The 16,737-nt window shown below is 65.1% G+C and carries 17 protein-coding genes and 1 pseudogene; 4 read left to right on the top strand and 14 right to left on the bottom strand.

Annotation, left to right across the window (positions count from 1 at the left end; translation table 11 throughout):
• Positions 1 to 102 precede the first annotated feature (102 nt).
• The gene (locus tag ABID58_RS20620) at positions 103 to 954 is read right to left on the bottom strand and encodes an alpha/beta fold hydrolase (protein WP_354034244.1); all 852 of its coding nucleotides are present in this window, start codon (positions 952 to 954) and stop codon (positions 103 to 105) included.
• 74 nt (positions 955 to 1,028) lie between these two features.
• The gene (locus ABID58_RS20615; RefSeq protein WP_354034318.1) at positions 1,029 to 1,724 is read right to left on the bottom strand and encodes an alpha/beta fold hydrolase; all 696 of its coding nucleotides are present in this window, start codon (positions 1,722 to 1,724) and stop codon (positions 1,029 to 1,031) included.
• Positions 1,725 to 1,845: 121 nt separating this feature from the next.
• Between ABID58_RS20615 and ABID58_RS20610 the strand changes: the two genes are divergently transcribed.
• Positions 1,846 to 2,469, top strand: a complete 624-nt coding sequence (locus tag ABID58_RS20610) for a CGNR zinc finger domain-containing protein (protein WP_354034317.1) — start codon at positions 1,846 to 1,848, stop codon at positions 2,467 to 2,469.
• A 98-nt stretch (positions 2,470 to 2,567) separates the two neighbouring features.
• The gene (locus ABID58_RS20605; protein WP_354034242.1) at positions 2,568 to 3,506 is read left to right on the top strand and encodes a LysM peptidoglycan-binding domain-containing protein; all 939 of its coding nucleotides are present in this window, start codon (positions 2,568 to 2,570) and stop codon (positions 3,504 to 3,506) included.
• A 49-nt stretch (positions 3,507 to 3,555) separates the two neighbouring features.
• Here the strand turns inward: ABID58_RS20605 and ABID58_RS20600 are convergent, their stop codons facing one another.
• A complete protein-coding gene (locus ABID58_RS20600; RefSeq protein WP_148754119.1) occupies positions 3,556 to 4,629 on the bottom strand; it encodes a tartrate dehydrogenase in 1,074 nt (357 codons plus the stop codon).
• Positions 4,630 to 4,650: 21 nt separating this feature from the next.
• Entirely contained in the window at positions 4,651 to 5,949 is a 1,299-nt protein-coding gene (locus ABID58_RS20595; protein ID WP_148754120.1) for an MFS transporter, read from the bottom strand.
• 134 nt (positions 5,950 to 6,083) lie between these two features.
• Here ABID58_RS20595 and ABID58_RS20590 point away from each other — a divergent pair, with 134 nt between their 5' ends.
• Positions 6,084 to 7,001 carry a LysR family transcriptional regulator gene (locus tag ABID58_RS20590; protein WP_148754121.1) on the top strand — a complete coding sequence of 306 codons (918 nt, stop codon included), beginning with the start codon at positions 6,084 to 6,086 and terminating at the stop codon, positions 6,999 to 7,001.
• Positions 7,002 to 7,038: 37 nt separating this feature from the next.
• A complete protein-coding gene (locus ABID58_RS20585) occupies positions 7,039 to 7,863 on the top strand; it encodes an aspartate dehydrogenase (RefSeq protein WP_148754122.1) in 825 nt (274 codons plus the stop codon).
• A 4-nt stretch (positions 7,864 to 7,867) separates the two neighbouring features.
• Here the strand turns inward: ABID58_RS20585 and ABID58_RS20580 are convergent, their stop codons facing one another.
• The 10 genes and pseudogenes from ABID58_RS20580 to ABID58_RS20535 form a co-directional block, all read right to left on the bottom strand.
• Positions 7,868 to 9,172, bottom strand: coding sequence for a PQQ-dependent sugar dehydrogenase (locus ABID58_RS20580; protein ID WP_148754123.1), 1,305 nt, complete (start codon positions 9,170 to 9,172; stop codon positions 7,868 to 7,870).
• A 237-nt stretch (positions 9,173 to 9,409) separates the two neighbouring features.
• The gene (locus ABID58_RS20575; protein ID WP_148754124.1) at positions 9,410 to 9,619 is read right to left on the bottom strand and encodes a hypothetical protein; all 210 of its coding nucleotides are present in this window, start codon (positions 9,617 to 9,619) and stop codon (positions 9,410 to 9,412) included.
• A 224-nt stretch (positions 9,620 to 9,843) separates the two neighbouring features.
• Positions 9,844 to 10,470 (bottom strand): methyltransferase family protein, encoded by a 627-nt coding sequence (locus tag ABID58_RS20570; protein ID WP_148754125.1) that lies wholly within the window; start codon positions 10,468 to 10,470, stop codon positions 9,844 to 9,846.
• Between the two features lie 30 nt (positions 10,471 to 10,500).
• Entirely contained in the window at positions 10,501 to 11,532 is a 1,032-nt protein-coding gene (locus ABID58_RS20565) for an NAD-dependent epimerase/dehydratase family protein (protein WP_354034240.1), read from the bottom strand.
• Between the two features lie 32 nt (positions 11,533 to 11,564).
• On the bottom strand, positions 11,565 to 12,083 hold the full coding sequence (locus ABID58_RS20560; RefSeq protein ID WP_354034239.1) for an Mpo1 family 2-hydroxy fatty acid dioxygenase: 519 nt from the start codon (positions 12,081 to 12,083) through the stop codon (positions 11,565 to 11,567).
• Between the two features lie 172 nt (positions 12,084 to 12,255).
• The gene (locus tag ABID58_RS20555; RefSeq protein WP_354034316.1) at positions 12,256 to 12,924 is read right to left on the bottom strand and encodes an OmpA family protein; all 669 of its coding nucleotides are present in this window, start codon (positions 12,922 to 12,924) and stop codon (positions 12,256 to 12,258) included.
• Positions 12,924 to 13,340: a hypothetical protein gene (locus tag ABID58_RS20550; RefSeq protein WP_354034237.1), complete on the bottom strand. Its 417-nt coding sequence runs from the start codon at positions 13,338 to 13,340 to the stop codon at positions 12,924 to 12,926. The genes ABID58_RS20555 and ABID58_RS20550 overlap by 1 nt, the downstream gene beginning before the upstream one ends.
• 88 nt (positions 13,341 to 13,428) lie before the next feature.
• Positions 13,429 to 13,719 carry a type II toxin-antitoxin system HicB family antitoxin gene (locus tag ABID58_RS20545; protein ID WP_148754129.1) on the bottom strand — a complete coding sequence of 97 codons (291 nt, stop codon included), beginning with the start codon at positions 13,717 to 13,719 and terminating at the stop codon, positions 13,429 to 13,431.
• A 92-nt stretch (positions 13,720 to 13,811) separates the two neighbouring features.
• Positions 13,812 to 13,916: pseudogene (locus tag ABID58_RS20540) on the bottom strand (type II toxin-antitoxin system HicA family toxin); the annotation flags it as partial.
• Between the two features lie 79 nt (positions 13,917 to 13,995).
• Positions 13,996 to 16,572: an ATP-dependent helicase gene (locus ABID58_RS20535; protein ID WP_354034235.1), complete on the bottom strand. Its 2,577-nt coding sequence runs from the start codon at positions 16,570 to 16,572 to the stop codon at positions 13,996 to 13,998.
• Between the last annotated feature and the right edge of the window lie 165 nt (positions 16,573 to 16,737).

Raw genomic sequence — 16,737 nt, 5'->3', positions numbered from 1 at the left:
CTGTAGCGGCTGACCTCATCATGCCGCCGTCGACACCCATGTCGGCGGCGGCATTGTCTTGTCCATGCGGTGAAGGCACGCCGCCGCAGCGGACTGCTCTCGCTACGCCAGGAAGGCGCGAATGGCATCCGCGATCTCGCTTGCATGCGTCTCCAGCGCGAAATGACCGGTGTCGAGGAATTTGACGACCGCGTTGGGATTGTCGCGCTTGAACGCTTCGGCGCCGGGCGGAATGAAGAAGGGATCGTTCTTGCCCCAGACCGCGAGGAAGGGCGGCTTGTGCTTGCGGAAATACTCCTGGAAGGCGGGATAGAGCGCGACATTGCTTTTGTAGTCGCCGAACAGGTCGAGCTGCACGTCATCGGAGCCCGACCGCGCCAGATAGAAATTGTCGAGGTTCTGGCCGTCCGGTGACACCAGGGTCGGATCGGGTACGCCATGCGTGTACTGCCAGCGCGTCGTCTCAGGTGTGAGGAAGGCGCGCAGCGCGTCGCGATTGGCGGGCGATGGATCCTGCCAATAGGCCTTGATCGGAGTCCAGCCGTCGCTCAACCCATCCTCATAGGCGTTGCCGTTTTGCGAGATGATGGCCGTGATCCGCTCGGGACGGCTGAGTGCCAATCGGAAGCCGGTCGGCGCGCCATAGTCGAAGACATAGATTCCAAAGCGGTCGAAGCCGATTACCTCGGTGAAGCGCTCGATCACGCGCGCGAAGTTGTCGAAGGTGTAGCTGAACGCTTCGCGCGACGGCATGTCGGACTGGCCGAAGCCGGGAAGATCGGGCGCGACCAGGTGAAACCTGTCGGCCAGCAGCGGGATCAGGTCACGGAACATGTGGCCGGCGCTCGGGAAGCCGTGCAGCAGTAGAAGCTTCGGTGCGTCGATAGGCCCGGCTTCGCGATAGAACACCTTGAAGCCGTCGATGTCGGCGGTGCGATATCTGGTGGAGGTCATGGCAGTCTCCGTCATTGGGGTTGCCTTAAGAAAGTTGGAACGGCACCGGCGCGACGCCGGTGGCGCAGGGCGCCTTAGTTGCCGCTCACGGTGCGGACCGCGTCGCGAATGATGTCGGTGACGGCCGCCGGTGCCGTGACGCTCGGCGTGTGATCGACGGGGAAGGCGCGGATGTTCGCCTTCATACGCTCCGCCATGTAGCGCTGCGTCTCTGGCACGATCATGCGATCCTGCTCGGCGATTAGGACCCAGCTCGGGATATCCTTCCAGAGCGGGCGGCCGGCCGGGACCGTGATGCAGTTCAGAGAGATCGGCCGCTGCACGGCCGCGAGCACGGCACGATCTTCCGCCGGGGCGTTCTGCGCGAACGCCGCTGCGAAGGCGTCCTCGGGCAGCCAGATCAGGCCATTGTCGTCGGGAGCAAGCTTCGGCGCCTGCGGATGCGGCGGAAGGCGATAGAACACGTCCGCAACCTTCTCGCTCTCGTCGGGGGCAAGGGCCGCGACATAGACCAGCGCCTTCACGCGGGCAGGACGTGCGAGTGCGATCACCGCGCCGGCATAGGCGTGGCCGGCTAGCACGATCGGCCCCTCGGTGCGATCCAAGCTGCGGTTCAGGGCCGCGATATCGTCAGCCAAGGAGGTCAGCGGCAGCGGCGCCGCCTGCGCCTTGATCCCCTCGGCCCCGAGCGCGGTGATGACGCGCGCCCAGCTCGATCCGTCCGCCCACGCGCCATGGGCAAGGACCACCGTGACATTGCCTCGGGCCATCTTCATCTCTCCGTCGTAACCTGTTCAAGTCTATTTGTAGGTTACGTTCCTTGACAGTAACTTGTCAACGACCATTTTACAGGTTATCTTAATGTATTCCGTCCGGCTGGGGGAGCCGCACATGCCAAACAGACCGCCTGCCATGTTTATTGCCGACTCGCTCGGTCTCGATTTCCTCAATTCGATTGCGACCCCGGTCGATACGCCCGTCGATTGGATCGACGATGGCGCCGGGCTGATTGACTGGCTAGGCCAGGCCAAGCTCGTTCCATCTGACGAGCTCGATGCGATGAGAGCGCGCGCCTTGCCGGGCGAGCTGGACAAGGTCGCCGATCAGGCGCGCGCCTTGCGCGAATGGTTCAGAGGCTTTGTTCGCAAGCATGCAGGCCGGCCGCTCACGGCGAAGGCGCTGCAAGAGCTTGGTCCGTTGAATAGTCTTTTGGAACGCGATGAAGCGTTCCGGCAGATCGTGTCACGTCACGGTGAGAGCAGTGACGGCCTCGCGCTGCAAAAGATACGGCGCTGGCGGTCGCCCGAGTCTCTGTTGCTGCCGGTCGGCGAGGCGATGGCGAAGTTCGTCTGCGAGGAGGACTTTTCCGGCGTGAAGGCGTGCGAGGGCCATAACTGCACGATGCTGTTCGCCGACCACACCCGCAGGCGCGCGCGACGGTGGTGCATCATGGCGGTCTGCGGCAACCGCGCCAAGCAGGCCGCGCATCGCAACCGACTCAAGAGCAGGCAGTGATGACGGCGGCCTCGGTTCCGTGCCCCAAAAACCACCCAATCGGTGGTCACTAAGCCCCGGGGAGGCCTCTGCCTCCTGTGGTGGGACTGCGGGACTTGATGATTGATCCAAGGCGACTTGTGGTGCTGGCAGCGGTTGCGCTGCTCGCCTTGAACCCCGGCATGGCCGCGGCCTCGCCCGCCAAGCCGAAGCCGGCTGCGGTCCCGGCCGTCGCGCCACTTCCGCCGGCCGAGCCGTTGCCACCGCCGAAGATCTATCTGTTTCGCGGCGCGATGGGGCCGATCTTCTCGACCGGCATGGACCGGCTTGCCGAGAAGCTGACCAAGGCCGGCTTCTCGGCCGACGTCTACGAATTCACCATCTGCCGATGGATCGGCGATCGTGCGATTGCGAGCTACAAGGAAGCGCCGGCGCCGATCGTGCTGATCGGCCATTCCATGGGCGGGCTGTGCTCGGTGATCATCTCCGAGATGGCGGCCAAGGAGAACATCCCGATCAGCCTCGTCATCACCATCGACCCCGCCCATGCAACCGATGACGTGCCGCTCAATGTCGAGCGCTTCATCAACATCTTCCTCTCCGACAGCGTGCTCGGCGGCGGCAATGTGGTGGCCGTGCCGGGCTTCCGCGGCCATTATGCGAGCTACGACCTCAAGGAGAACTCGCGGGTCTCGCACATCAACATCGAGAAGTCGGACGACATTCACCGCCAGATCGTCGACATGGTGACGCAGTTGCCGCGTATCCCGCCGCAGACCCAGGTCGATGCCGTGCCGCTGCGCTATCTGGTGCCCGCGGATACGCTGGTCGAGTTGTGGGATAGCGGCGTGCGGCTGCCGGTCCGCCGCGGCGACACCATGGCAAGCATCGCTGCCGCCAATCGCGTGCCGCTGTGGACGCTCGCGCAGAGCAACTCGCTGCCGGAGAATGCGACGCTCACCCCCGGTCAGTCGATCATCGTCCCGCGCCATTTGACGCCGCCGGACGCCGCGGCCGCGATGGCGGTGCCGGCGCCTCCGCCGGCTGGGCGGAAGTAGTGCTTCGTCACCTCATCACCTCGCCTTGCTTGCGAGGGGAGGGAGAAGATCACACGTTCGAGCCGTGGATCGCGTCGATCACGGCATCCGTCACGTCCTTCGTGCTCGCCTTGCCGCCGACATCAGGTGTCAGCACGCCAGCGGCGCAGACCTGCTCGACGGCCTTCATCAGCCGTGCGGCTGCGTCCTTCTCGCCGAGATGCTCGAGCATCTGCGCGCCGGTCCAGAACGTCGCGACCGGGTTGGCGATGCCTTTACCGGTGATGTCGAAGGCCGAGCCGTGGATCGGCTCGAACATCGAGGGAAAGCGGCGCTGCGGATCGATGTTGCCGGTCGGCGCCACGCCGAGGCTGCCCGCCAGCGCGCCGGCGAGATCTGAGAGGATGTCGGCGTGGAGGTTGGTCGCCACGATGGTGTCGAGGCTCTTCGGATGCAGCGTCATGCGCACAGTCATGGCGTCGACCAGCATCTTGTCCCAGGTGACGTCGGGGAATTCATTGGCGACTTCGGCTGCGATCTCGTCCCACATCACCATGCCGTGGCGCTGCGCGTTCGACTTGGTCACCACGGTCAAGAATTTGCGCGGACGCGATTGCGCGAGCTGGAATGCGTAACGCATGATGCGGGTGACGCCGACGCGGGTGAACACCGCGACTTCGGTGCCGACCTCTTCCGGCAGGCCCTTGTGAGCGCGGCCGCCCATGCCGGCATATTCGCCCTCCGAATTCTCGCGCACGATCACCCAGTCGAGATCGCCGATGCCGACATTGCGCAGCGGCGAGGCGACGCCCGGCAAAATCTTGGTCGGCCGCACATTGGCGTATTGGTCAAAGCCCTGGCAGATCGGCAAGCGCAGGCCCCACAGCGTGATGTGATCAGGCACGTCGGGCGCGCCGACCGCACCGAAATAGATGGCGTCGAATTTCTTCAGTTCTGTGAGGCCATCGGCCGGCATCATCACGCCGTGCTTCTTGTAATAGTCCGAGCCCCAGTCGAAGGTCTTGATGGTAAAGGCGAGGTCGCCGCTGCGCTTGGCCAGCGCCTCCAGCACGCGGATTCCGGCCGAGATGACCTCGGGACCGATGCCGTCGGCGGGAATGGCTGCGATCGAATGGGTGCGCATGAGAAAGCTCCGTTGGAGAGATCAGTGGGATTGCGGGACGGGTTCGACGGGCGCGGTCTGCGCGCGCGACAATAGCAGGGTCAGCACCGCCGAGAGAACGAGCAGGCCGGCGACGAAATAGAGCCCGCCGACAAAACTCCCGGTCTGGTCCTTGATCCAGCCGATCATGGCAGGACCGACGAAACCGCCGAGATTGCCGATCGAATTGATGGTGGCGATGCCGGCCGCAGCCGCGGGACCGGACAGGAACAGCGTTGGCATGCTCCAGAGCGGCGGCTTGGCCGAGGAGATACCGATATTGACCAGCGCCAGTGCCACCAGCACCGCGACGACTCCGGCCGCAAGACCGGCATAGACGAGGCCCACGGCGGCGATCAGGCAGGCCCACACGACGTGCCAGGTGCGCTCGCCGGTGCGATCCGAATGCCGCGCCCACAGCACCATTGCGACGACGGCAGCCGTGGCCGGCAACGCATTGAGGAAGCCGACCTGAAGCGTGGACAGGCCGAACTGCTTGATGATCTGCGGCGCCCAGACGCCGAGCGTGTAGAGGCCGGCCGAAGTGCCGAAATAGATCAGCGACAGCGCCAGCACGCGCGGATCGGCGAGCCCGCGCCAGATGCTATGGCTCGCGGTCGCGGCCTTGCTGGTGGTCTCCTCATTCATGGTCTCGACCAGCCATCGCCGCTCGTCGTCGGCGAGCCACTTCGCCTTCTCGGGCCGGTCGGTGAGGAACGCAAGCACGACGAAGCCGAGCAGCACGGCCGGCAGCGCCTCCAGCACGAACAGCCACTGCCAGCCCTTGAAGCCGAATAGTCCGTCCATCTCCAGCAGCGCGCCGGAGACCGGTGAGCCCAGCACGGTCGAGAGTGGTGCTGCCGCCATGAACAATGCGGTCACCGCGGCGCGCTGGCGAGCCGGGAACCAGTAGGAGAGATAGAGGATGATGCCGGGAAAGAAGCCGGCTTCCGCGACGCCGAGCAGGAAGCGCAGGATGTAGAAGCTGGTCGCACCCTGCACGAACGCCATTGCCGCCGAGACCAGGCCCCAGGTGATCATCACCCGCGCGATCCAGATCCGGGCGCCGACCTTGTGCAGGATGATGTTGGAGGGCACCTCGAACAGAAAGTAGCCCCAGAAGAAGATGCCGGCGCCAAAACCGTAGACGGTCGGCGACTGGCCGATGTCCTTGTTCATCGTCAGCGAGGCGAAGCCGATATTGACGCGGTCGATGAAGGCCACGAAGTAGAGCAGCATGATGAAGGGAACGATGCGCCAGGTGATCTTGCGCAGCACGCGCGTCTGAATCTCGCTCGCCACTCTGGCCTCCCTCAAGTCCTGATTCTCGTTGTGTGGCAGCGAGCCTAGGCGTGGGCAGGAGTGGGACTCAATTGCCGCTGGTTTATACAAAAAAATGATATAATCCTCCTACGGTGAGACGAGGGGATCCGCGAATGGAATTGCATCAGCTCCGATGCTTCGTGGCGGCGGCCGAGCATCTGCATTTCGGCCGCGCCGCGCAGCATCTCCAGATGCTGCCGTCCGCGCTCGGGCGCCAGATCAGGCTGCTGGAAGAGGATCTGGGGACGCGGCTGTTCGCGCGCACCACCCGCGCGGTCTCGCTCACCGAGGACGGCACGACGCTGCTGCGCGACGCCCGCGCCATCCTCGCCCGGGTCGAAGCCGTGGAGAGTAACCTGCGCAACCGCTCGCGCGCCGGCGCCGCGCGGCGGCTGCGGGTCGGCGCCATCGACAGCGCGGCGGCGGGGTTGCTGCCGCCGTTGCTGCGTGACTTCCGCGCCGGACATCCCGAGGTCGCGGTCCAGCTGCTGGAGGACAAGACCGTCCGGCTGTTGCCGAAAATCCTGACCGGCGCGCTCGATCTCGCCTTCGTTCGTCCGCCCGACCGGCCGGACAAGCGGCTGGAGTTCCGGCCTCTGCTTCAGGAGACCGCGATCGTGGCGTTTCCGCAGCGCCACGCGCTCGCTACGCGCAAGTCGATCACGCTGGCCGACATCGCCGACGAGCCGATGCTGGTCCCGGACCGTCGCTCGCGGCCGCACAGCCATGACCTCACGATAAAGCTGTTCGAGCAGGCCGGATTGATGCCGCGCATCGTGCAGGTGGCCGACGAGAAGCAGACCATCATCCATCTGGTGGCAACGAAGCTCGGGGTTGCGATCGTGCCGCGCTGGACCACGCGGATGGCGGTCTCCGGCGTACGCTTCGTACCGCTCCGTCCGAAGCAGAGCGGCCCTGTCGGCCGGCTGCCGCTGGCGGCGGCCTGGTTGCGCGGATCGCGCGATCCGGCCCGCGATGCGATACTGTCGGTGTTGGAGGCGCGCCTGCGCAGCTATGCGCGGGAAGCGTGAGCGGCTATGACAGTGGCCTGGACAAACGGTGGATGCGATGACTGATCAGAAGGCTCAGAACGAATTGCGGGTTGCCATCGCAGGCCTGGGCTCGATCGGCAGCAAGATTGCAGCTGCGCTTGATCAGGGCATTGAGGGGCTGACGCTCTCTGCCGTGGCGGTACGCGATCCCGCGAAACACCAGAGCTTCCTGAGCAGCCTGCGCCGTCCGCCGCAGGTTTTGCCGATCGACCAGCTCGGCGACGCCGCCGACATCGTGGTCGAATGCGCGCCGAGCAGCCAGCTGCGCTCCATCGTCGAGCCGGCGGTGACGCGCGGCAGGTCCGCGGTCGTGGTCAGCGTTGGCGGATTGCTCGATAATTTTGATCTCGTCGATATCGCCCGCTCCAATGGCGGCCGCATCCTCGTCCCGACCGGTGCGCTGATCGGGCTCGATGCGGTCAACGCAGCTGCGGTCGGCACCGTTCATTCGGTGAAGATGGTTACGCGCAAGCCGATCGACGGGCTGAAGGGCGCACCGTTCATCGTTCAGAACAAGATCGATCTCGACAATCTGCGCGAGCCGCTAAAACTGTTCGAGGGCAGCGCGCGCGACGCGGCGAAGGGCTTCCCGGCGAACGTCAATGTCGCCGTTGCGCTGTCGCTGGCGGGTATCGGCCCCGATCGCACCCGGATGCAGGTTTGGGCCGACCCCACCGTGACGCGCAATGTTCACCGCATCGAGGTCGAAGCGGATTCGGCGCGGTTCTCGATGGGCATCGAGAACATCCCATCCGAAAATCCCAAGACCGGGATGATCACCGCGCTGTCCGTGATCGCGCTGCTGCGCAAGCAGCGCGCCACGCTTTGCGTCGGGACGTAACTCTCTAAGCGCCGGTGACGCGCCAGATCACGTTGCCGACGTCATCGGCCATCAGCAGCGACTTCTTGTCGGGGCCGATCGCGACGCCAACCGGGCGGCCGTAGGATTCCTTCTCGTCCGGGGACAGGAAGCCTGACAGGATGTCGCGACCGGGGCCGGAGGGTTTGCCGTTCTCGAACGGGATGAACACCAGCTTGTAGCCGGACAGCGTGCTGCGATTCCACGAGCCGTGCTGGCCGATCACCATGCCATCGGGGAAGCCCGGCAGGGTGCCGGCAGGCATCCAGCACAGGCCGAGCGAAGCGGTGTGGCCACCGAGCGCGTAGTCCGGTTGAAGCGCCTTGGCGACCATCGCTGCATCCTGCGGCACGCGGTCGTCCACCGTCTTGCCCCAGTAGCAATAGGGCCAGCCGTAGAAGCCGCCGTCGCGCACCGAGGTCAGGTAGTCCGGCGGCGTCTCGTCGCCGAGCCCGTCGCGCTCGTTGACGACGGTCCAGAGCACGTTCGTGTTCGGCTCCCACGCGAGTCCAACCGGGTTGCGCAGTCCCGCACCAAAAATGCGATGCGTGCCGGCGGCGAGATCGAGCTCGTAGACCGCCGCGCGGCCTTCCTCGACCTCCATGCCCATCTCGGCGATGTTGCTGAGCGAGCCGACGCCGGCGTAGAGCTTCTTGCCGTCGGGGCTGGCGAGCAGGCTGCGCGTCCAGTGGCCGCTCGGCTTGAAGGTGGTGAGCCGCTTGCCCGGCGCGGTGATGCGATCGGCATTGGCGACGTAAGGAAAGGCCATCACGCCGTCGGTGTTGCCGACATAGAAGGTGTCGCCGACCAGCGCCATGCCGAACGGCTGGCTGAGGTTCTCCATGAAGGCGCCGCGATATTCAGCGACGCCGTCGCCGTCCTTGTCGCGCAGGAGCGTGATGCGGTTGGCGGACTCGCCGAGCGCCGCGGCGCGCCGCATCGTCGCCTGCATCGCGTAGTGGAACACCGACCTCGGGGCGCCCGCGATCTGCGTCGCTTCCGCGATCAGCACGTCGCCATTGGGCAGCACCTCGATCCAGCGTGGATGGTCGAGCCCGGTCGCAAACGCATTGACCTTGAGCCCGGGTGCGACCGTCGGCTTCTGGCCCTCGCTCCAGCCGCGGGCGGTCGGCATCTTCAGCGTCGGCAGCGCGCCTTGCGGCTTCGCTTCGGGAATCGCCGGCGCTTGGCCCCAGGCCGGCGCGGGTGTGGTGCCCGACAGCTTTCGCCATTGCAGCGCGATGCCGCCCACGAACGCGACGAACTGCGCAAAGATGCTGGAAAATGTCATGAAAATCCCCTGTCGAACCCTGCGGCGCTGTCCAATGCGGATCGCCCAAAGCCCCGCGCGGGCCAGGACCTGATCTCTGCCTGATCGTCGAACTCTCCAGATCGACGATGAACTGTCGCCGTGCCGTTTTGCGCGCGCATCCAACTGGGTCGCGGTCAAAAGGTCAACCGCGGCGGAACTCCGCGGAGGTCTATTCCCGTGGAATGGCTGCTGATCGAATTTGCATGGGCGAGGGGACTAGCGGCGGACCTGCAGCTCCAGCCGTCGCGGCGCGCGGAAACGATCGAGGTGACGGATGTTCGGCGCGAGCGCGGCCTCCTTGGAGAGGAGGTGATAGACGCGCGCGACCGTGCGCTGCTTCAGCTTCGGCCGTCCGGGCGGCAACGCCCGCGCCTTGCGGACGGCCGCAATCGCGTGCGCGCGAAAATAATCGTAGGTGTCCGACATGGCTCGATGCTCTGCGGTGCATGCGTCGAGGCGTAAACGGACGAATGAAGGGGCGGTTCCCATCAGCGCGTCGAACTGTGCGCTGTGCCCCGGACGCAGCGTAGCGCGCCTTCCGCGGTGCGCTGCTGAGCCGGGGCCCATCTTACGACCGCCATCTGTTGGGTCCCGGCTCTGCGTCGCAACGCCAAGAGCGTTGCAACGCGTCCGGGACACGAGACTAAACTTCAGCGCGGCGAGAGGAAGGGGATGATCATCGGGACGCGACGGCAATAGGCGCCGTAGGCATCTTCGCCGAGCTCCTTCGACAAAAACACCTCTTCCATCCGGCCCTTCTGCCACATGCCGAGTGAGATCAGGATTGCGCCGAGGATCGTCGTCACTGTACCGATCGCTATGCCGGTGACGAGCATGCCGAAGATCAGCCCGGTGTAGATCGGGTGCCGCACGATGCCGTACGGGCCGGTGTCGATGACGCGGTGGTCTTCCTTGTGGGTGATGGTGTTGGACCAAAACTTTCCAAGATGCAGCCGCCCCCACCAGGCGAAGGCGATGCCGGCGACCGAGAGAACCGCGGCGATGGAGATGCCCGTGTTGCTGAGCACCCAGAGCGGCTTCCAGCCCATGACTTCCGCAATCCATGGCGTGTACAGGATGCCGCCGACCAGGATCGGCAGACGATAGCGCTGCGACTCCAGCGTCATGACCTGCTTCTTGGTGCGGCCCTGCCAGAACGAGGCGCCCACCCAGCTGGCGAGAAAGGCGAGCCAGATCAGGGCCAGGAGTTCGGTCGGCCAGGTCGTGGTCCAGCCGCCCCAGGCGACAGAGAGAAGCTTGCTGAAATCGAAGGACATGCGGAAAGGTTCTTTGGGTTGGGGAGCAGATCAGCTCGCGCGCGACGACAGTGCGTGATGCTCGATGGCATTGGACGCGGCCTGGCCGCCGCGGGCGAGCAGATGGGTGATGGTTTCGCGCAGCACCGGCTCGATCGGGCGCGGCGCATAGCCGAGCTCGTTACGGGCCTTGCCAATTGAAAGGTCGCTCGCGGCAAGCGCGATGCGCACGCCCTCGGCGGTGCCGTTGGGCGGACGGCGCGTGATGCGGTCGGAGATCGATTCCAGCATGATGGCGGAGAGCTCGGCGATCTTGCCGGGAACGACCACCGGATATTGCCGCCGTCCGCTCATCGCTGACATCATCCGCAGGATCTGGCCGAGCCTGACGCAATCGCCGCCGAGGATGTAGCGCTGGCCGGTGCGGCCGCGCTCCATCGTCAGCACCAGGCCCATGGCGACGTCGCGAACGTCGACGAGGTTGACCAGGAAGTCGAGATGCGGCTGCACCTTCTTCTGCAGGAAGTACCACAGCATTGCGGTGGGCGGCGTCAGATTGTGGTCGGCGGGACCGATCGGCATGGTCGGCGTGCCGATCACGAGCGGGAAGCCCCTGGATGCGGCCTTCGCCGCGTGGTGCTCGGCGAGCGACTTCGAGCGCGTGTAGGCGCCGGGCATCGCGTCGGCCGGCTGCAGCGCCTCCTCGGCGGCAACGCCGTCGAGGTTCGCATAAGGAAACAGGATCGATTCCGTCGAGCAGTGCAGGAAGCGCGACACACCGCGCTTCATCGCAGCCGCAAGCACGACCTCGGTGCCGCGGAAATTGACGTCGTGAAAATCCCGCTTGTTGGCGACCCACATGCCGGGCAGGCCGGCGAGGTGATAGACCTGATCGACGCCGGACAGCGCAGCATCGACCGCGGCACCGTCCAGCACCGAGCCGTGCAGATATTCAACGTCCGCGTTCGCGGCCGCCGGCGGCCGCACATCGAGAACACGTACCCGCTGCCCACGGGCGCGGAGCGCTTCGACGAGATGCTGTCCGATGAAACCGCTGCCACCGGTAACCAGTACGAGAGTCATGAAGTAGGTTTTGCTGTTCCGCTTCGAGAAAGCTATCGGGTTGAAAGGGAGTTGCTCGGAAGAGGCGCGAGAATCGCGGCAAGGTCGCGACGAAAACCCAGTGCAATGTAAAATTTTGCCATCACGAACATCGGTCCAAGCAGAAAATGCGTGGGGTGGTCGACTATCGACGGCTGCCGCTCCTCGAACACCCTGTGGCCGACGATCTGCGATGCGACGCCGAGCACGATCAGCACCGCAAAAATCGACCACATCATGGCAAGCGAGACCTGATTGCCGATCGCGATTGCGACCGAAAGCAGCACGATCATCGACACGAGGATGCCGAGCCCGACCCCGGCGTCCAGCATCAGCCAGTAGACCAGCACCGGCAGGGCCAAAATCACCGCCAGGCTGACCTCGAACCCGAACACGGAGAAATGGACCAGCGTCAGCGGCAGCGTCGCGCCGGTGAAGAGCAGGAGAATGCCGACCACATGCATCGCGCAATTCCAGGGATCGCGATGGTATTCGACATAATCGGCCAGTTGGCGTTGAAAATGGCCAGCCATCTTGGTCTCATACGGCACGGGGGCGGGGAAGGGCGAAGACTGCCTATAGCACCTGATAGGGCAGTGCACAAACTGGCGCTATTGTCGCGCAGGACCGCGCTGTCGCGCTGTGAGACAGGTCACAAATCAGCCAAGACTTCAACGGGTTCCGCCAGGCGCGAAGGCCGCGCGCTCAATGCTTCCTGGCGGGCTTTTTCGCCGCAGGCGCAGGCCCCGCTGCCGGATGCGCAGGCGCCTCTTCGGGCACTTTGGCAAAGGTCAGGATTTGCAACTGGCCGTTGACCGCCGAGGTCGGCTTGGCGCGGTCGAGGAGCTGCTCCTCGCCGAGGCCGATCGGCTGCAGCCGCTTGGTCGAAATCTTGAACGTGTTGACCAGTACATCGCGGATCGCATCCGCCCGGCGCTGGCTCAGGATCGCGTTGGCTTCCCGCGTCTTCTGATTGGACTCGACATGGCCGGCGATCAGGAACGTGTAGGGCAGCAGCGAGGCGTGAACCATTGCGTCGGCGATCCGGCCGACGGTCTGGTAGGAGTCCGGCTGGATGATCGGCGTGTCGGCGTCGAACTGGATCTGGGCGTTGAAGGCGGGCAGCTTGGCCAGATCGGGCGCGATCAGCGGCCGGTTCACCGGACCCGGATCGTTCTTGATCCTGGCCTTGGCTCGCTCCATCACCTGCTGCTTCAGCGCGGGAAGGTCGAGCTCGGGGGCCTCCTCGAAATGATTGAGCTTGCCGACGATGTCGTCACGGGTCGGCGCCGTCTGTGCGCCTGCTGCGCCCGCGAGCAGAGCGAGGCCCAATGCGAAACCGAGTCCGGCGGTGATGTGCCCGGCTGCGCGCATCATCGGTACCCCGCGTCGTCGACGGCCTTCAGGCAGTTGTTGCTGATGCCCTTGGGCGTCGAGATCAGGCAGGGGACCGACTTGCTGGTCTCCTTGGTCGAGCCGCCGCAGACCTTGACGATCTCGCGCTGGCAGGCGTTCGCGACCGTGACACGGGCGGCGACGCGCTTCTGGATGGCGTCGAACGCGGTGAGGTAGTCGCTCTGGCACTGCTGGGAGAGCACGTCCCGGTTGCGGGACAGGCACTCCTTCAGCCGGGTGGAATCCGGATTGACGCCGCGGCAATTGGCGACGATTTCCGCACCGCAGCTTTTTGCCAGCAGGCCGATCGAATCGCCAAAGCTCATGGTCTCCGCCGTCGCAAGCGACGGCATCCCCAATGCAAACACGATCAGTGTGATGGAGCCCCGGACCATGGTTGCATCTGATACGGGGAAGTTCGCGATGGTCAAGGGGCGTTCGCCCGGGAATTGTCGAGAGTCCGGCCAATGCGGCGAACAGTCCTCACTCGGCAGCGTGAGCGCGGCTAGGCAACTCTATCAGGGCGACCATGTAGTTCCTGAGGTCCTCGGCAACCTCTGGATCGGCCTTAAGTTCGGTCAACGTCCTCGGCGAGGGAAGCTGGCGGCCGTCCCCGATCAGCTCCTGCGCGTAGAGCTCAAGCGCTTCCGGTGCATTCTCCAAGGCTTCGTCGATGTCGTCGCCGCCAGAAATGCAGCCGGGTAGGTCTGGAAACCACACGCCGACGGCGTGGTCCGGGCCTGCGTCCTCAATGATGGCAATGTAGTGAGCCATATCGACCTCAATCGGGCTTCCAGCCCGCCATAAATGGCACGGACCAAGCCCTTTCCCAAGTCCTTCTCGGGATGCGGAACGACGATCGTTTCGCCCGAAGCGGGACTTTTGAACACGTGATGCGACCTGGTCACACGCACGAGTTTCCAGCCCTCTCGCTCCAGACGACGAATAATGTCGCGGCTTGCGGTCAGCATGACTTTCTCCCCAAGGAATCATCTGACCGGAACACTAAAACGTAGCCGCCGGGGTTAAATGCGGGCGACGCGGGTGTACTCACGCCCGCTGCACAAAGCTGTCCACGACCTTCTTCTCGCCGGCCTTGTCGAAGGCGATGGTGAGCTTGTTGCCGTCGATCCTGGTGACGCGGCCGTAGCCGAACTTCTGGTGGAAGACACGGTCGGAGAGCGAAAACTCGGATGTCGTGCCGGTCGATTTGGCGACCAGCTCGCCCTCGATCGTCAGCGGCCCGCGGCGGCGCGAGGAGAAGCTGCCGAAATCGGGGCCAGATGACGAAGAGGACGAAAAATTCGAGGCCTCTTCCTCGAAGCCGCCGCGTCCGCCGCCGCCATTGCGGCTGCCGCCTTTGTTGCGGTTGGCCTGGGCGCGCTGCCAGCCCGGCGTCGAATAGGTCGAGCCGAACGCCTCCATGTCGTCGAAGCGCGAGGCGCCGTAGCCGCCGGTGCCGCCCCAGGCTGAACCGCCCTTGGACTCCGTGATCTCGACATTGGCCGCCGGCAATTCGTCGAGGAAGCGCGACGGGATCGTGGTCGACCAGGTGCCATGGATCCGGCGGTTGGTCGCAAAATAGATTTTCGCGCGCCGCCTCGCGCGGGTGAGGCCGACATGGCCAAGCCGGCGCTCTTCCTCGAGGCCGGCGCGGCCCTGTTCGTCCAGCGTGCGCTGGCTCGGGAACAGGCCTTCCTCCCAGCCGGGCAGGAACACGTTGTCGAATTCGAGGCCCTTGGCCGAATGCAGCGTCATCAGCGACACCGCGTCCTCATCGGCGCCGCTGTCGCGGTCCATCACCAGTGAGATGTGCTCCAAAAACCCTTGCAGGTTCTCGAACTCCTCCATCGAGCGCACCAGCTCTTTGAGGTTCTCCAGCCGGCCTGCGGCGTCCGCCGAACGGTCCTTCTGCCACATCTCGGTGTAGCCGCTCTCGTCGAGCACGATCTGGGCGAGATCCGTGTGGGCGGTGACCTCGCGCTGGGCGCGCCAGCGGTCGAACTGGGCGACGACGTCGCGCAGACTGCCGCGCGCCTTCGGCTTCAGCTCGTCGGTCTCGACCACGGCCCGCGCCGCCTCGAACAGCGGAATGCGGCGCTTGCGGGCGTGGTCGTGCAGCATCTGCACGGTGGCATCGCCAAGCCCGCGCTTGGGCACGTTGACGATGCGCTCGAAGGCGAGATCGTCGGCCGGCGAGTTGATGACGCGCAAATAAGCCAGCGCATCGCGGATTTCGGCGCGCTCGTAGAAGCGTGGGCCGCCGATGACGCGATAGGGCAGGCCGAGCGTGACAAAACGGTCTTCGAATTCGCGCATCTGGTAGGACGCGCGTACGAGAATGGCGATCTCGTTGAGCTTCTCGCCCTGGCGCTGAATCTGCTCGATCTCCTCGCCAATACCGCGGGCTTCCTCTTCCGAGTCCCACGAGCCGGTCACCGTGACCTTCTCGCCGTCCTGGTCCTCGGTGCGCAGCGTCTTGCCGAGCCGGCCTTCGTTATGCGCGATCAGGTGCGAGGCGGCCGCGAGGATGTGGCCGGTCGAGCGGTAGTTGCGCTCGAGACGGATGACTTTTGCGCCGGGAAAATCGTGGTCGAAGCGCAGGATGTTGTCGACCTCGGCGCCGCGCCAGCCATAGATCGACTGATCGTCGTCGCCGACGCAGCAGATGTTTTTTGTGGGGCCCACCGCCGTCATTCCGGGATGCGCCGAAGGCGCAGACCCGGAATCTCGAGCTGAGGACTCATCTCCGGATTCCGGGTTCGGCTCTTCGAGCCGCCCCGGAATGACAGTCGGCGAGGCTGGCTTCGCCGGCGCCTGCGACAGCAGCCGCAGCCACAGATACTGCGCGACGTTGGTGTCCTGATATTCGTCCACCAGGATGTATTTGAAGCGCTGCTGGTACTGCCGGAGAATATCCGGGTGCTCGCGGAAGATGCGGATGTCTTCGAGCAGCAGGTCGCCGAAATCGGCGGCGTTCAGGATCTTCAGCCGCTCCTGGTAGCTCGCATAGAGCTTGCCGCCCTTGCCGTTGGCGAAGACGGCGGCTTCGCCTGATGGCACCTGCGACGGCGTCAGGCCGCGGTTCTTCCAGCCGTCGATCAGCCCGGCCAGCATGCGCGCCGGCCAGCGCTTGTCGTCGATGTTGTCGGCTTGCAGCAACTGCTTGAGCAGCCGCACCTGGTCGTCGGTGTCGAGCACGGTGAAGTTCGACTTGAGCTGTGCCAGCTCTGCATGGGTCCGCAGGATACGGCCGCCGATGGAGTGGAAGGTGCCGAGCCACGGCATGCCTTCGACGGCCTGCCCGAGCATCTGGCCGAGCCGGTGCTTCATCTCGCGCGCGGCCTTGTTGGTGAAGGTCACCGACAGGATCTCGGAGGGGCGGGCGCGGCCCTGGCTCAGGATGTGGGCGATGCGGGTGGTCAGCACGCGCGTCTTGCCGGTGCCGGCGCCGGCCAGCACCAGAACCGGGCCATCCAGTGTCTCCACGGCGTCGCGCTGCTCGGGATTGAGCCCGGTCAGGTATTTCGGACCCACGGAGGCGCGCGCACGCGCGGCGATGCCGCCGGCTGCGGGCTGATGGTCGGGGACGCCTGTGATCTTGCTCGGCTCGGTCATGCGAATCATTGGCCCCACGATGGCACCGCGGGGTCGCGGAAGGGAGCCTTCATAACAGGGATTGCTGCCTATATGGGGCGGCCGGAACGGGTTTTCCACGTGCGCGGCAGGCCAATTTGTTCCTGACGCCGGCGCGAATTTCGCTCCTGCACGAGCCGGAACCATCGTTTCCGC

Source organism: Bradyrhizobium sp. S3.2.6 (assembly GCF_040546885.1).
Lineage (GTDB): Bacteria > Pseudomonadota > Alphaproteobacteria > Rhizobiales > Xanthobacteraceae > Bradyrhizobium > Bradyrhizobium cytisi.
The sequence above is the reverse complement of the archived record's forward strand: the minus strand, read 5'-3'. Positions and strand labels throughout refer to the sequence as shown.

Coding starts and splice junctions, on each gene's coding strand:
- ABID58_RS20620 (WP_354034244.1), bottom strand. CDS start 954: ATGACCTCCACCAGATATCGCACCGCCGACATCGACGGCTTCAAGGTG.
- ABID58_RS20615 (WP_354034318.1), bottom strand. CDS start 1,724: ATGGCCCGAGGCAATGTCACGGTGGTCCTTGCCCATGGCGCGTGGGCG.
- ABID58_RS20610 (WP_354034317.1), top strand. CDS start 1,846: ATGCCAAACAGACCGCCTGCCATGTTTATTGCCGACTCGCTCGGTCTC.
- ABID58_RS20605 (WP_354034242.1), top strand. CDS start 2,568: ATGATTGATCCAAGGCGACTTGTGGTGCTGGCAGCGGTTGCGCTGCTC.
- ABID58_RS20600 (WP_148754119.1), bottom strand. CDS start 4,629: ATGCGCACCCATTCGATCGCAGCCATTCCCGCCGACGGCATCGGTCCC.
- ABID58_RS20590 (WP_148754121.1), top strand. CDS start 6,084: ATGGAATTGCATCAGCTCCGATGCTTCGTGGCGGCGGCCGAGCATCTG.
- ABID58_RS20585 (WP_148754122.1), top strand. CDS start 7,039: ATGACTGATCAGAAGGCTCAGAACGAATTGCGGGTTGCCATCGCAGGC.
- ABID58_RS20580 (WP_148754123.1), bottom strand. CDS start 9,172: ATGACATTTTCCAGCATCTTTGCGCAGTTCGTCGCGTTCGTGGGCGGC.
- ABID58_RS20575 (WP_148754124.1), bottom strand. CDS start 9,619: ATGTCGGACACCTACGATTATTTTCGCGCGCACGCGATTGCGGCCGTC.
- ABID58_RS20570 (WP_148754125.1), bottom strand. CDS start 10,470: ATGTCCTTCGATTTCAGCAAGCTTCTCTCTGTCGCCTGGGGCGGCTGG.
- ABID58_RS20565 (WP_354034240.1), bottom strand. CDS start 11,532: ATGACTCTCGTACTGGTTACCGGTGGCAGCGGTTTCATCGGACAGCAT.
- ABID58_RS20560 (WP_354034239.1), bottom strand. CDS start 12,083: ATGGCTGGCCATTTTCAACGCCAACTGGCCGATTATGTCGAATACCAT.
- ABID58_RS20555 (WP_354034316.1), bottom strand. CDS start 12,924: ATGCGCGCAGCCGGGCACATCACCGCCGGACTCGGTTTCGCATTGGGC.
- ABID58_RS20550 (WP_354034237.1), bottom strand. CDS start 13,340: ATGGTCCGGGGCTCCATCACACTGATCGTGTTTGCATTGGGGATGCCG.
- ABID58_RS20545 (WP_148754129.1), bottom strand. CDS start 13,719: ATGGCTCACTACATTGCCATCATTGAGGACGCAGGCCCGGACCACGCC.
- ABID58_RS20535 (WP_354034235.1), bottom strand. CDS start 16,572: ATGATTCGCATGACCGAGCCGAGCAAGATCACAGGCGTCCCCGACCAT.